The 14,264-nt window shown below is 42.9% G+C and carries 12 protein-coding genes and 1 pseudogene; 12 read left to right on the top strand and 1 reads right to left on the bottom strand.

The window, feature by feature from the left end; translation table 11 throughout:
- From V7L07_RS13505 to V7L07_RS13515, 3 genes and pseudogenes are all read left to right on the top strand, one after another.
- Window positions 1-94 (top strand): annotated as a pseudogene (locus V7L07_RS13505) (photosystem II protein D1); the annotation flags it as partial.
- A gap of 227 nt (window positions 95-321) precedes the next feature.
- The gene (locus V7L07_RS13510) at window positions 322-831 is read left to right on the top strand and encodes a hypothetical protein (RefSeq protein ID WP_335058526.1); all 510 of its coding nucleotides are present in this window, start codon (window positions 322-324) and stop codon (window positions 829-831) included.
- A gap of 49 nt (window positions 832-880) precedes the next feature.
- Window positions 881-1,768 carry a hypothetical protein gene (locus V7L07_RS13515; protein WP_335058527.1) on the top strand — a complete coding sequence of 296 codons (888 nt, stop codon included), beginning with the start codon at window positions 881-883 and terminating at the stop codon, window positions 1,766-1,768.
- Between the two features lie 107 nt (window positions 1,769-1,875).
- On the opposite strand, the gene V7L07_RS13520 is transcribed toward V7L07_RS13515, so the two are convergent.
- The gene (locus V7L07_RS13520) at window positions 1,876-2,595 is read right to left on the bottom strand and encodes a hypothetical protein (RefSeq protein ID WP_335058529.1); all 720 of its coding nucleotides are present in this window, start codon (window positions 2,593-2,595) and stop codon (window positions 1,876-1,878) included.
- 1,435 nt (window positions 2,596-4,030) lie between these two features.
- Between V7L07_RS13520 and V7L07_RS13525 the strand changes: the two genes are divergently transcribed.
- The 9 genes from V7L07_RS13525 to V7L07_RS13565 all read left to right on the top strand — a co-directional run bounded on the left by V7L07_RS13525 (window position 4,031) and on the right by V7L07_RS13565 (window position 14,135).
- On the top strand, window positions 4,031-4,594 hold the full coding sequence (locus tag V7L07_RS13525) for a DUF2808 domain-containing protein (RefSeq protein ID WP_335058531.1): 564 nt from the start codon (window positions 4,031-4,033) through the stop codon (window positions 4,592-4,594).
- A 359-nt stretch (window positions 4,595-4,953) separates the two neighbouring features.
- The gene (locus V7L07_RS13530) at window positions 4,954-6,030 is read left to right on the top strand and encodes an LLM class flavin-dependent oxidoreductase (protein ID WP_335058533.1); all 1,077 of its coding nucleotides are present in this window, start codon (window positions 4,954-4,956) and stop codon (window positions 6,028-6,030) included.
- Between the two features lie 96 nt (window positions 6,031-6,126).
- Entirely contained in the window at window positions 6,127-7,767 is a 1,641-nt protein-coding gene (locus tag V7L07_RS13535) for an FAD-binding protein (protein ID WP_335058535.1), read from the top strand.
- Window positions 7,764-8,159 (top strand): 4Fe-4S dicluster domain-containing protein, encoded by a 396-nt coding sequence (locus V7L07_RS13540; protein WP_292848577.1) that lies wholly within the window; start codon window positions 7,764-7,766, stop codon window positions 8,157-8,159. Before V7L07_RS13535 ends, V7L07_RS13540 begins: the two co-directional genes overlap by 4 nt.
- A 145-nt stretch (window positions 8,160-8,304) precedes the next feature.
- Window positions 8,305-9,120, top strand: coding sequence for a hypothetical protein (locus V7L07_RS13545; protein WP_335058537.1), 816 nt, complete (start codon window positions 8,305-8,307; stop codon window positions 9,118-9,120).
- A gap of 230 nt (window positions 9,121-9,350) precedes the next feature.
- Window positions 9,351-10,166: a hypothetical protein gene (locus V7L07_RS13550; RefSeq protein ID WP_335058539.1), complete on the top strand. Its 816-nt coding sequence runs from the start codon at window positions 9,351-9,353 to the stop codon at window positions 10,164-10,166.
- A gap of 105 nt (window positions 10,167-10,271) precedes the next feature.
- Window positions 10,272-11,075: a hypothetical protein gene (locus V7L07_RS13555; protein ID WP_335058541.1), complete on the top strand. Its 804-nt coding sequence runs from the start codon at window positions 10,272-10,274 to the stop codon at window positions 11,073-11,075.
- Between the two features lie 740 nt (window positions 11,076-11,815).
- On the top strand, window positions 11,816-12,922 hold the full coding sequence (locus tag V7L07_RS13560; RefSeq protein WP_335058543.1) for an aliphatic sulfonate ABC transporter substrate-binding protein: 1,107 nt from the start codon (window positions 11,816-11,818) through the stop codon (window positions 12,920-12,922).
- Between the two features lie 109 nt (window positions 12,923-13,031).
- Complete coding sequence (locus V7L07_RS13565) at window positions 13,032-14,135, top strand: aliphatic sulfonate ABC transporter substrate-binding protein (protein ID WP_335058545.1); 1,104 nt, start codon at window positions 13,032-13,034, stop codon at window positions 14,133-14,135.
- The last annotated feature ends 129 nt before the right edge of the window (window positions 14,136-14,264 follow it).

Raw genomic sequence — 14,264 nt, forward strand, 5'->3', positions numbered from 1 at the left:
AATGCACGAGCGTAACGCTCACAACTTCCCTCTAGATTTGGCTGCTGGTGATGTTGCTCCTGTAGCTCTTACCGCTCCTGCTATCAACGGTTAATTCTCTAGTTTTACTAAATTGAAAGACGCTCTCCCGAAAGGGGGGGCGTTTTTGCGTTGGGTTAATTGCTATGTTAAGTCTGACACTAGACACTTTTTTGAAGTACAAAATTAAACCGCTATAGTTGAGAACTTAGGCAATAATTATCAAAAAGTAAATTTTACGGGTAATAATTGCTAGCAGCGCAGATAATTGCCTCAAAGCTCAACTATAAGGAGAAGCCAAGAATGATTTTACACCGTGGGCGTAGGGTAGTAGCCGCTTTGTTGCTGTCGGTAATGATACTGACAACGGCCTGTACTCCAAAGACACCTGGACGTTTTGACCAAGTGCAAAAAGAAAGCACTCAACAAAAAAAGGGTCTTGCAGTTGCTAAGAACGCAACTCAGGGTAGCGAATTTAATAAATTTTTCCCTGATGCAGGTGATGGCTACCAGCGCGTCTATACCCAAGAGAAAAAAGGTTTTTCGGAAGCGAAGTTGAAAAAAGGCGGTAAAGAGCTAGCATTACTGTCTATTTCTGATACCACCAGTACACCTAATGCCGCAGCAAAGTTCTCAAAGAGTACCAAAAAAATTGGTGGTTATCCGGCAATAGAAGTTGGTAAAACGCAAACTGCAATTTTGGTAGGTAAGTACCAAGTAAAAGCACTTTCTCGCGATTCATCATTTAAAGCTAGCGATCGCGCAGATTGGTTAGAGAAGTTTAATCTTAGTGGTCTGGCTAACCTGAAATGAGCCAAATTACTGACATTAAAGATAATAAACCCTAAATAAGGAGATTGTTGTGAGTAAATCGATTGTTGATTTAGTTGATCAATTGCCAACAGGCGGCTTGACTGTTTCTATGTTAAAATCCCTAGATTTTGTTGCTCCTGGAGAGTGGCGAAATACAGTCGGCTTTGTCAACACTATTAAAAGTGTTACTGGCGAAGACGACGAGGATCTAATTCAGCAAATTGGCGAACGAGCGATTTATCTATTCAATGACAAATCTCAAGGATACCAAACAGCTTTGTGGTTATATCAAACTGTTGATTCTACAGATAAAGCACTGGGCGCAGCAGCCTTAGCTAACAAAGTTGGCGAGAAAATTCCTCTGTTGGGTTTTTTAAATTCTGTTACTCCTAAACCTGATAAAGCCCAAACTATTGATTTGACGTTAAAATTAGTGGCTGAGTTGGTAGCTTTCTGTCAAATTAACGGCATTCCTGGAGATAGTATTGGGGATTTTGTCGCCTCTTTAGGAGAGTATAGTGGTGAGTCACTCATCCGCATGGTGGCATTAGTTTGCGTTGATGGTTTGATACCTCTGGGCCCAGACTTCATCAGTAAAGCGATATCTGGACTTAATCAAACAAATCCCCAAGAGTTAGAGCAAAACTCAACTTTCCAAAGCATCAAAGATGTGATTCCAGGAAGCAATGCTGGTAGTAAACTCAACTTTATCGGCGAAAGCTTTGACTCAGTTAAAGGTTGGATGAGTGGGTTAGTCTCCGCCAATAATTTAACGCCACAAAAGGTTGTCCACAATTTGCAAAGTTTTGTCGATATTGCCGATGACAAGTTAGATTACCTAGCGGCGTTCCTGGATGTATCAACAAATTATTATGAACACACTGGTACGCAAACTTTAGCGCATCGCTTAATTGAACGGGCGGTAGCTGAGATTTAGGTGGATTGGGGACTGGGGACTGGGGACTGATGACTGGTGACTGGGAACTGGGAACTGGGGAAGAAGAAAATTTTACCCAATACCCAATCCCCAATCCCCAATCCCTATTAAGGTAAACGCAAATCTGCGGCGATCGCATACAAGTAAGGTTGAAAAATAGCCAAGTTTTCCAGGTTCTCAAACTTACCTGTTTGCGTATCTGTGTCAAATGCAGTAGTAATTACATAAAGTTTAGTCCCATCAAAGGCAACATGACCGATATGTTGCTCTTGTACTCCACCTTGTTGCTTAATTACAGCGAACCCATAGCGGATTCCCTGAAGCTTGCCAATAGGTACTGGTTGGGGTGGATAGGTTGAGAAGGTAATCTCTTTTCCATATTTACCCTGACGATCTTTTGCAAAGGCGGCGTAGTGATCTGCAACCCAAGCTTTGAGTGCTGCTAATACCTGGGTTTGGTATTTGGAACTTTGGTAGTCAACTTGAGAACCAGTTGGAATACCAGCTGCTACAAGTTTCTTTCGGAAGTCCTCATTGTTAGCTAGTGGGTAAACGTTAATCTCAACTGTACCCAAACGTTTCCCGCCAGAGGAGATACACAGCAAGGGTGCATTTCCCTCACAAGGAGCAACTTGCCAGTTAGTTGGAGCAGCATTATTTACTAAGATTTTCTGCCAGATATTTCCCTCATTAGAATTGGGAAGTTTTGCAACGGCAAGGGGTTTTACCACTTTGGGTGGAGAAAATTGAGGGAGAACAAATTTTGCTCCCAGCGGTATTGACACCAGCAAAATAGAACCTAGTAATAAATGATAAAGTCGTAACATTTTTTTGAAAATCCAGAGCCAAAGATTGCAGACTAACGATATCTACAATACTTCATGGGTATAGAGGAAGAATACATTTATCTTGTTGCAAGTTTCGCACTAAGTTGAAATCTGCTGTACATGGTTAGGAATCAGAATTAAATAACATACAATATATTTCCCTGGTTTACCTCACCCTCAATCCCTCTCCTTATAAAGGCTACGGTGTATACACTTTCTTGCTCTATTTCTGCAATCGGCGGTGCTGGTACATGCTTTTGCTGCCGCAGGTCTATTTTTGCTTAAGTTGACACCAATGGGGCACGGCAGACCCTACGGGTGTACCTCACGTAAACGAGAATTGCTATCAATACGGTTTGGTTAAGGTTTTTTGATGGAAATTGTAGACCGCAAAGATCCGATAAATCATTATAAAGACGCGTTAACAATTCAAAATTCAAAATGACGCTCTCTACGAGACGCTAAAAGCGTAGCTTGCTTCCCTGTAAGGGTACGCAGACTCGCTCTAAGCGTTCGCGCAGCGTCTCGTAGAGAAGCCATGCCGTTGGCAAAGCCTCTCGAAGAGAAGGCTTTACGCTACGCTAACAAAATTCAAAATTAAAGAAATTTCAGACGTTCGCGTAGCGTCTCGTAGAGAAGAGAAGTGCCTTGCGCGGGTTCCCCGCGTTGTGGCAACTGACGCTCCTCCGTCGCTCATAGCGTTGCCATGCCGTTGGCGCAGCCTCTCGTAGAGAAGGCTTTACGCTAGCGCTAACGGGGGATTTAGCGAGAAACGCGGTCTTGAGCTTTGCCCAAGTGGAGCGATTTCTCAAGACAAACCCCGACTGAAATGGGTGCTACATGTAGATTGCAGGTTCTTAAACCCTTTAATTTACGATAAATCACCGTCTCTACAAGGAATTTATTTATCCATCAATTATTTATTGATAGACTACTGTAGTAATTCACTTTCTCCTTTAACATAATTCACTAATTATAAGTTCAGTAAATTTATTGATATATAATTCAATTGATAAATTTACTCCTGTATAAAATTATCAATTTTTCAAATAATTTGCTATTTATCCTACGGTAACTATATCGATCTATGAGTGTATTAAGTTAGTTAAACTACGGCAAACATATCGATATACGAGTGTCTGATTATAATGAAAGTCCGGTAAAATCATCGATTTTTGAGGGAATTTACTAATAATAATTAGCTCAAAATCACCAGTTAAATTTAAATTTCAATATCCATTTTTATTCCTGGACAACTTGAAAGCACGTGTTAGAATTACAGCAAAACCGCATAATAAATAGTCGGTAAGCTTAATTAACTTACTAACTTTAGAGACTGTAATAATTGGTCTACTCAGGCTTGACTATGGGTATTTGAAGCAAGACTGAAATTATTGAGTCTTAGATAAAAAACATTGAGGTAAAAATATAAATCATGAAGTACGTAAATCGTTTTTTTAGTACTCTATTTGTTGTCAGCACTGGACTATATTTACTACCTCATTCGGTAGCCGATGCAGTTACCTTAAGCAATGGCACGATTGCCTTTGCCGAACCACCGCGTTTAGTTAGTGCCAGCACTCCATACCGCGATACAAGTATTCCCAATACGACGTACTATTTCACTGTGGAAGTGCCAGCGACAGCCGGGGAACCCTTGCAGCAGGTTACTTTTAACCAGATTCAGGGGAGTGAAGATATTCAATTCAATCAAAAGGATACTTTTGCCTTTGAAGGCACACGCAATCAACAAGGTTCAAAGCTGGCACTCAAAACTGTAAAAGGTAACGACAAACAGCAGATTATCACAGTAACTTTTGATACTCCCGTAGCACCAGGTAAGACCGTTACTATTGGTCTGCAAACTTACGAGAATCCTTTTAATGATGGCGTCTATTTATTTGACGTTAAGGCTTTTCCCTCTGGTGATAAAACTGCTGGCCAATCTCTCGGCATTGGACGCTTTCAATTTTACGGGCCTCTGGGTACAGAGAATTAATTTGATTCGGAACTGGGGATTGGGAAAGAGTTTTCTTAATACCCAATACTTAGTCCCTTTTGTCTGACTTATTTCGACGCAAAATCTGTTATTTTAAGCCTTGGGGACAAGAATCGTACTTGTCCTTTATTTTTTTGAGAAAGTTTTCGCCACAAACTGAACTTTCTGAAGGAGTAATGTCAATAAATTTTAATAACCTCTTGTTTTTTAGCACAATCTATGCAAATCTCATAACTGTATACTACGGCATATTAGTCGGTTTACCGTAGATTCACAGTAAATTAGGTGGGTTATCCGATAAACTCAAAATTTAGTGCCAAGTAAACTTTTAGCGTCCATTACAAGGGTTCTTGAAAGCTATGTCTGAGCCACGCTACGGGATTTGGATTCCCGTTTACGGCAACTGCGGCGTAATGAACCATCCTCTTGAACCTCGTGATGCCAGTTATTCACGAGCTAAGGATCTTATCCAGTTGGCTGAACGGTGCGGGTTTACTACAACTTTGATCGCAGAACACATCATTAATCCCAGAAATCAACAACTAGATCAGCTGGAAACTTGGACAGCAGCAGCAGCCCTTGCCGAAGCCACAAATTCTATCGAAATTATTGCCGCTGTGAAGCCTTTACTTTTTCATCCAGCAATCTTAGCGAAAATGGCATTAGGCATTGATGCGATAAGTGGTGGGCGTTTTGCAATCAATTTAGTAAGTGCTTGGTTTAAGCCAGAAATGGAGAAATCAGGCATATCTTTTCTTCCCCACGATGAGCGTTACCGCTATTCCAATGAGTGGATCAGAGTAGTCAAGGCGCTGTGGAGTGGAGAAAGAGTTAACTTTCAAGGAGATTATTTTCAGATTAGTGACCTCAGTTTCAATCCTCCTCCCGTAGCTAATCCTCATCCACGTGTGTATGTGGGAGGTGAGTCAGAACCAGCGCAGGCATTAGCGGCAAAAGAGGCAGATGTATTTTTTCTCAATGGCCGTCCTATAGAAGTGATCCGAGAAACCATTGCTCAAGTTGCAAAACAGCCGCGCGATCGCCCCAAACCACTGGGCTTTGCGATGTCCGCATTTGTGATTGCTCGACCCACAGATGAAGAAGCCCAAGAAGAATATCACAACTTGCGGGCAATGGTAGCAGCACAAGACGATCGCTCAGAGTTGCTCAAAGGAGTCGATTCCGAAGTCGTGATGTTCAAGAACTTAGCCAAGTACCCTGGCGTAGGAAGTAACGGTGGCACCGCAGCTGGCTTAGTTGGTAGCTATGACACCGTGGCTAGTCGCATTGCCGAATTTAACAGAGTGGGAATTGGCACATTTATGCTGCAATTTCAGCCGTTCGCGACTGAAATGAGGCATTTTTCCGAAGAGGTAATGCCACGAGTGCGTAGGCGTAGCCCGCCGGAGGCATCGTTAGAACTGGTGGCAGGATAGGGACTGGGGATTGGGGACTGGGGAGATGAGGAAGAAGAATCAATAACCAATGCCCAATGCCCCATTCCCAATTCAATAAGTATAGGAGGTGTAATCGTGAGTGTATATCAATCTGAGTCAGGCAATAGTACTACATCACAACTGAATTTAGAGACTGATGTTTTAGTTATAGGTGGTGGCCCATCAGCAACTTGGGCGGCTTGGAATGCTGCGGCTCAAGGGGTAAGAGTGATACTCGTAGATAAAGGCTACTGCGGTACGAGTGGAGCAACAGCACCCTCTGGTACTGGTGTTTGGTATGTTCCACCTGACCCAGAACAACGGGAAGCAGCAATGGCGAGTCGGGAAGCTCTAGGGGGTTTCCTCTCCGAGCGTCCTTGGATGGAACGTGTATTAGATCAGACTTATACAAACCTGAATAAACTGTCAGATTGGGGCTATCCTTTTCCTGTAGATGATGAAGGGCGTCCCCATCGGCGATCGCTACAACAAGCTCATGATTATATGCGCTTGATGCGGAAAAAGATTACCAGAGCAGGGGTGAAAATACTTGACCACAGTCCAGCTTTAGAATTGCTGGTAGATACAGAAGGTGTAGTGGCAGGTGCTAAAGGTATTTGTCGCCAGACTGGCGATCGCTGGACAGTCCGAGCCGGAGCCGTAGTAATTGCTACTGGTGGTTGTGCCTTCCTCAGTAAAGCTTTAGGTTGTAACGTTCTCACAGGCGATGGTTACTTAATGGCAGCTGAAGCAGGTGCAGAAATGTCAGGAATGGAATTTTCCAATGCTTACGCCCTATCACCAGCTTTTTCTTCCGTTACCAAAGGCGCTTACTACCGTTGGGCAACCTTCTATTACCAAGATGGTACAGAAATTGAAGGGGCAGGTTCTCAAAAAGGGCGATCAATCATTGCCCGTACCCTGCTTACCCAACCTGTTTATGCTTGCCTAGACAAAGCAACTCCCGAAATTCAGGCGATGTTGCGGACTGTCCAACACAACTTCTTATTACCCTTTGACCGCATGGGTATTGACCCCTTCACCCAACATTTTCCCGTGACTCTGCGTCTAGAGGGAACAGTACGCGGTACAGGCGGCATTCGGATTACCGATTATACCTGTGCTAGCACCGTACCCGGACTCTATGCTGCTGGTGATGCCGCAACGCGAGAATTGATTTGTGGTGGCTTTACCGGTGGTGGTAGTCATAACGCCGCCTGGGCAACCTCTTCAGGATATTGGGCAGGTGAAGCAGCAGCCAACTACACCCGCCAGCTGGGGACTCAAGCCAATCAACGCACCGTCCGCGGACTTGGAGAAGCTGGAGTGTCTGCCAATAACGCCAGTAGTAGCAGCTTTGCTGCCTCAGAAGTGATTCGAGCAGTCCAAGCAGAAGTATTCCCTTACGATCGCAATCTATTCCGTACAGAGCAAGGATTGACAGAATCTCTTGGTCGCCTAAATCACCTCTGGAAAGAAATTCGCAATAGTCAAGGAGTGTCAGAAGATCAAGCTGTTCAAGCTAGAGAAGCCACTGCAATGGTAGCAACAGCTCGGTGGATGTACTCTAGCGCCCTGGAACGCAAAGAAAGTCGCGGTATGCACAAACACTTAGACTATCCTGAGCAAGATCCAAATCAATACCACCGTTTGCTAAGTGGTGGTTTAGATCAAGTGTGGGTAAAGCCTCAAAAACTCGAAACTAGCGCTAAAGAGAGGGAGTTAGTAGCACTGTGATTGAACTAGTTAGCGAATCTCGATGTATTAAATGCAATATCTGCGTTTCGGCTTGTCCCACCAACGTCTTTGATAAAGTGCCAGACGGGCCACCAAGAATTGCTCGTAAAAGCGACTGTCAAACCTGCTTTATGTGCGAACTGTATTGTCCAGTAGACGCATTGTTCGTTGCTCCACAGGCAGATGAGTCTGTGCAAGTTGATGAAGAAACTCTCATAAAAGCAGGATTGTTGGGCGGATACCGAGAAACCCTTGGTTGGAATCCCGGAGGTACTCCAGCAGGTGTCAGAGAACAGTCAGCCAAAATATTTATGGGTCGTAACAATTTGCCCAGCGACCCCCAAGGCAGAATTCTTCCTTGGAGCAACTCATCTAATTCCCAGTCGAATTAAGGCGAGGGATTGGGGATTAGGGACTGGGGAAAGTTTTCCAAATACTCAATCCTCAGTACCCAATCCCCTCAAGGATTGGATGATTGCTCAACCAGAGAACCCTGAGTAACTTGTCTCATTTCAAACTCACACACAGGAAAAACCAATGACAGCAATTCTCACACGTCCGGCTTGGACAATTGAATTTGAAACTGAAACTATTGATAAACTAATTGATAAGCACGCTCCGCATATACCGAAAAAGCGGTTGTATGAACAAAGAGCGATCGCTACAAAAGAAGAAATAGATAATTTCTACCCCTTCCGCGTTGGTGGAGCAGCTCACGATCTCTTTATTGTGCAAGTTGTCGCCAACATCATTGATAAAATTCCCGACCCCGAATTGCAGCTATTTTTAAGTCGGCAACTTGGTGATGATGGCGCACACGCTGAAAATACCCGTCGGCGTATAGAAGTATTATTTGGCCACGACCCCATAGATGATATTCAAAAGCAAGTACAAAAGCATTGGGACTATTTGGGAGACTTGCCCATACGTGATTGGTTAGGTTGGTTAGCCTGGGAACTACATTATGAACATCATATTGTTGCCCCTGGCGTATTAAATCGGCGGCTGTCAAGATTATACGATCCAATCTCGTCAACTTTTGCCACAGAGAGAATCATTCCCGATGAAACATACCACCGTGCAGGGGTCGCGCAGTGGTGGCATCGTAAATTTGACAAAGCCTCACCAACTGAAAAAGCTGATTTAGCCGCACAAGTAATAGAAGCAGACGAAGAAGTTCAACGCCGCCGCAATCCCTACCTTAAAGAGCATGGACAGATTACCCGCCGTGCCCTTGGTTTTGAAATTGAAGGAGGAGATGTAATTTACGACACTTGGCGACAAGAGGTACTATCTTACTTCTTCGATATTCCTGTTTCCAAACTACCAAAACTCGTGAGTATTAACGATTAAACAAGGGACTGGGGACTGGGGATTGGGGACTAGGAACTGGGACGTATTTTCAAACTACTCGTTTAGCCTCCTAACGTTTGAAAATCCTCTAAATTCTCCATTCTCCTTAAAAAGGCTCAGAGCAAGCTTTTTTAAAGAAGATCGAGTAAATCTAATACTTTGAAAACACGCACTAGGAAGATTTGCTAATCCCCAATCCCCAATCCCCAATCCCCATTACCCAAAAAAATATGACAGCAATCTTCACACGTCCAGCTTGGACAACTGAATTAGAAGTTGAAATTTTCAACAAACTGATTGACAAGCACGCTCCTCATCTTCCCAAAACACGTCAGGAAGATCCCAGACCACCAGTAACACCAGAAGAAAAACAGAATTTCTACCAATATCGTGTTGCTGGTGCAGCCCATGATTTATTCATTGTCCAAGTTTGTGCCAAAGTAATAGACCAAATTCCCGACCCAGAATTACAGCTGTTTTTGAGCCGACAACTGGGAGATGACGGCGCACACGCCCAAAATACTCGTCTCAGAGCGCAAGCTATATCTGGATATGACCCTATAGATGATATCCAAAAGCAAGTACAAAAGCATTGGGACTACCAAGGAGATTTACCCATTCGTAACTGGCAAGGTTTCTTGTCTTTTGAATTGCACTACGAACTCCATATCGTATCTTTGCTCTTGCTCAACAGCCGGATTAGCAAAATCAATGACCCAGAATCAGCAAAGTTTGCTGCTGAGAGAATCTTGCCAGATGAAGCAGTTCACCGTCTAGGAGTTGTGGATTGGTGGCAACGTAAATTTGACAAAGCCTCACCATCTGAGAAAGAGGATTTAGTCGCACAAGTCCTAGAAGCAGATGAAGAGGGTCAACGCCGCCGCAGTACCTATCTTAAAGATCATTGGCAACTAGCTAACCGCGCTATTGGCATTGAAGTTGATGATTTGCCAGTCATTTATGATGCCTGGCGGCGAGAAGTACTCTCTTACTTCTTGGATATTCCTATCTCCAAACTGCCCAAACTTGTGAGTGTTAACGATTAGAGACTGGGAAAGAAGCAAGGGAGCAGGGAGAAGAATTTTCCCCTCCGCCCCCTGCCCCTCTGCCTCTTTTCAATGCCCTATACACAATTCCCAAAAAGAAACTTTATGACTGCAACTCTAACTCGGACTTGGAATGTAGAGTTTGAACAAGAAACTCTAGAAAAATTGATTAGCAAGCACGCGCCTCACGTTCCCCTGACTCGTGAACACGCTAGCCGTCCCCCAGAAACAGAAGAAGAAAAAGCAGGTTTTTATCAGTATTGGGCTGCAACAGGTGGACACGACTTGTCTATTGTGCAAGCTGCTAGTAAGGCAATTTTGTTGATTTCTGACCCTGATTTGCATTTAATTTTGAGCAGACAAATTGGTGATGATGGGGCCCATGCGATCGCCTTTCGGGAACGTATTATTGCCCTCACTGGACGCGATCCTATTGACGATATCCGCAAGGAAGCTGAACGCCATTGGGAGTTTTTAGGAGATGTGCCCTATCGCAATTGGCTAGGTTTTGTTGCCTGGGAACTACACTATGAGCATTACATCTTGCCCCAAGTTTGGTTCAATAAACTGACATCCACAATCGGTGACGAGGAATTAGCCCAGAAGAGTAAAGAGCATTTCAATGATGATGAAGCGGTTCATCGGATTACGATCGCTAATTGGTGGCGCAAAAAGTTTGAGCAAGCCTCGCCGACTGAAAAATCGGAAATCGCCGCACAGTTATTAGAACTCGACGAAGAAATTCAGCAACGTCGCGCTCCTTATATTAAACAGCGCTGGCAAGATGCTGAAAATTTCAATGGTGCTAATACCAAAGGCATTGAGCCAGTATACGATGCTTGGCGCAAAGAGGTAATTTCTTACCTACTTGATATTCCTAATCCTCAACTCACTTCTATTAGTCAATAAGCAAATAAAAGGAACGATTAAGAGGAAAACGGAAAACTTTTGTTGCTGGAAGGGGAGTCGCCCGCCAGGGAATAAATTCCCTGGCTAATAGCTTAAGTCTACTTCAGTAGACTGGAGATTTTTGGTAATATTTAGTCATCTTCAGATGACTTTAGCTATGAGCCGGGAATTTTAATTCCCGCGGAAGATCGGTTTCGCATTAAGTTGACACCAATGGGCACTGCCGTGCCCCTACGGGTGTACTTACGAGATCGGGAAACGCTATATACTCTTTTTATTATTTTTTTTTAGAAGCATAACTATTCCACTAATAGTTATGAATTTTGCTGTTAACTAATAAGGCAAAGAAAATTTAAAACTTAACAAACTTAGGGGGTTTAAGTCCCCTGCTTCTATCAAGCAGCGCGTTTTGATGCCTAAGCCAAATCCCCATCACAAAACTTAATTACGAATTACGAATTATTTTAATATTCTTTATAAAAATATTTTTTATATTATCAAATTTAGTTATCACGAACACTACGCCGTTAGGCAGATTAATTGTATTATCACTCAACTAAATAATTGCAATCAAACTTTTTCTGAAGTTTCAATTTATTCTTTCAGAAAAAATATTCGTAGATAGATTTTCAATATAGTGATTTTCTCTAATTTGAGGCTCGTGCTTCTTAATTATTTATAACAAATTATTCCCTTGTTTGGATGCCAATCAATTTTTTTTGTAACGCGAAGGAGGAAGGATGTTAAATCGACTTGTGAATCAGTTTTTAGCTTGGATAAATCAGAGAAGCTTATTGAAGTTTACGAAACAACCTGGTATACAAGCTTTTGCTCTACTATTTGTAATTGGTTTAGGCTTGAGCATTGCGATCGCATCCTGCACCCCAAATAATGCCGCTAACTCTGTCACTGCACCGAAACAAGAACCCCAAAAAAGTCAGCTAACAGTTCTTAAAATGGGGCATCAAAAAGGGGTAGCACTACTAAATATTCTCAAAGCACAAGGAACCCTAGAAAAACGTTTAAAACCTCAGGGTATTTCTGTCACCTGGAATGAATTTTCTTCTACAGCACCCCTACTTGATGGAATGGGTGCAGGTGCAATAGTCTTTGGTGCTGGTGGTGGTACAGGAAGCGTCTTTGCTCAAGCAGGCGATAAACCATTTGTGCGCGTAGCTGCATCACTCAGTAGTGGTACAAAGGGTTCACCAATTTTAGTCAAGGAAAATTCACCCATCAAAACCGTTGCCGATCTTAAAGGTAAAAAAGTTGCTTTTGCTAAAGGCTCCGGTCAGCATTACATCATAGTACGGGCTTTAGAAAAAGTAGGTTTAACATATAACGACATTAAACCTGTTTTTCTCACACCAGCAGAAGCTTTACCTGCATTTGAACGTGGTGATATCGATGCCTGGTTAATTTGGGACCCCTATACCGCTCAAGCCGAGCAAAAAATTCGCACTCGTTCAATTGCAGACAATGGCACTATCTTTGGTGACAAAGCTGCAATCGAAAGTCCAGGTTTTTATTACGCTTCTCAAGACTTTGTACGCGACCATCCAGACCTTTTAAAAATCATTTTGCAAGAGATGGAAAAGGCGGCTGATTGGTCTAATAAGAACACTAATGATTCTGCCAAACTGCTTTCTAAGGTGTACAAGATTGATTTGACAACAATGCAAACTGTTGAAGAACGTGCTGGAACTAGAGAAGTAGTACCGGTGAATGACGAATCACTCTCAGGGTTACAACGTATGGCAGATGCGTTCTATAAGCTAAAAGTTATTCCCAAGAAAATTGATGTCAAAGATAAAAATTTCAACTGGATTCCTGACCAGAAGTGGTAAATCCTAAGAAGGGAATAGGTTATAGGCAAGAAAACTATAATCTATTCCCTGAAACTGAATTGCAGTTGGGGAAGTAAAGAAATTTGAATGTAATAACAAGGAATAAAAGATGTTAAATCGACTGGTGAATCAGTTTTTAGTTTGGATAAATCAGAGGAGGTTGTTAAAGCTTGTTCAGCAACCTGGAATGCGCTCGTTGGTGCTATTATTTGTAATTGGTTTAGGTTTGAGTTTTGCGATCGCATCCTGCACCCCGAATAATGCGGCTAATTCTGCCAGTCCGCAGAAACAGGAACCACAGAAGAGTCAGCTAACAGTGCTGAAAATGGGGCATCAAAAAGGGATGTCTCTACTCAATATTATCAAAGCCCAAGGAGCGCTAGAGAAACGCTTACAACCTCAAGGGATTTCTGTAACCTGGAATGAATTTTCCTCTACTGCACCTTTACTTGAAGGGATGGGAGTAGGTGCGATCGTTTTCGGTGGTGGTGGTGGTACCGGAAGTGTATTTGCTCAAGCGGCTGATAAACAATTTGTGCGGGTGGCTGCGAGTACAAGTAGCCCCAGAAGTTCAGCTATTTTGGTGCTAGAAAATTCACCGATCAAAACTCTTGCTGATCTCAAAGGCAAAAAAGTTGCTTTTGCGAAAGGAGCGAGTTCGCAATATATGATTGTCCGCGCTTTAGAGAAAGCGGGTTTGAAATACAGTGACATTCAACCTGTTTTTCTTACACCAGCAGAAGCTTTACCCGCTTTTCAACGTGGCGATTTTGATGCCTGGGTAATTTGGGACCCTTACACTGCTGAAACTGAGCGCAAGCTGCGGACTCGTCTATTGGCAGATAACACTACAGTATTTGGTGACAAAGCCATTGTAGAAAGCCCAGGTTTCTATTTTGCCTCTCCAGATTTTGTACGCGATCATCCAGACATTCTCAAAGTCATTTTGCAAGAGCTAGAAAAGGCTGGTGTTTGGGCTAAGAATAACAACAAAGATTCTGCCAAACTGCTTTCAAAACTCTATAAAGTTGATTTGCAGACAATGGAAATCGTCGAGGGACGTGGTGGAACTAGACAGGTTTTACCTGTAGACAATGAAGTTCTGACGGGCTTACAAAATATGGCAGATGCATTCTACGAATTAAAAGTTATTCCCAAGAAAATCGATGTCAAAGATAAAAATTTCAACTGGGTTCCTGACCAGAAATGGTAAAGCAAAAATGAATTCAGTAGTCAGAATTCAGGAGTCAGAATCAATATTCTCGCGGACTCCCTAACTCTGAGCTTTCCATAAGTTGCACATAATTTCATTCTGTTAGCGGTAGCGGGGCGTTTAGCGCAT

This window comes from Nostoc sp. (genome assembly GCF_036916985.1).
In the GTDB taxonomy this organism is placed as follows: Bacteria; Cyanobacteriota; Cyanobacteriia; order Cyanobacteriales; family Nostocaceae; genus Nostoc.

Excerpts from the sequence above, each read along its gene's own strand:
- V7L07_RS13525 (WP_335058531.1), top strand. The coding sequence starts at position 4,031 with ATGAAGTACGTAAATCGTTTTTTTAGTACTCTATTTGTTGTCAGCACT.
- V7L07_RS13550 (WP_335058539.1), top strand. The coding sequence starts at position 9,351 with ATGACAGCAATCTTCACACGTCCAGCTTGGACAACTGAATTAGAAGTT.
- V7L07_RS13545 (WP_335058537.1), top strand. The coding sequence starts at position 8,305 with ATGACAGCAATTCTCACACGTCCGGCTTGGACAATTGAATTTGAAACT.
- V7L07_RS13555 (WP_335058541.1), top strand. The coding sequence starts at position 10,272 with ATGACTGCAACTCTAACTCGGACTTGGAATGTAGAGTTTGAACAAGAA.
- V7L07_RS13565 (WP_335058545.1), top strand. The coding sequence starts at position 13,032 with ATGTTAAATCGACTGGTGAATCAGTTTTTAGTTTGGATAAATCAGAGG.
- V7L07_RS13560 (WP_335058543.1), top strand. The coding sequence starts at position 11,816 with ATGTTAAATCGACTTGTGAATCAGTTTTTAGCTTGGATAAATCAGAGA.
- V7L07_RS13520 (WP_335058529.1), bottom strand. The coding sequence starts at position 2,595 with ATGTTACGACTTTATCATTTATTACTAGGTTCTATTTTGCTGGTGTCA.
- V7L07_RS13510 (WP_335058526.1), top strand. The coding sequence starts at position 322 with ATGATTTTACACCGTGGGCGTAGGGTAGTAGCCGCTTTGTTGCTGTCG.
- V7L07_RS13530 (WP_335058533.1), top strand. The coding sequence starts at position 4,954 with ATGTCTGAGCCACGCTACGGGATTTGGATTCCCGTTTACGGCAACTGC.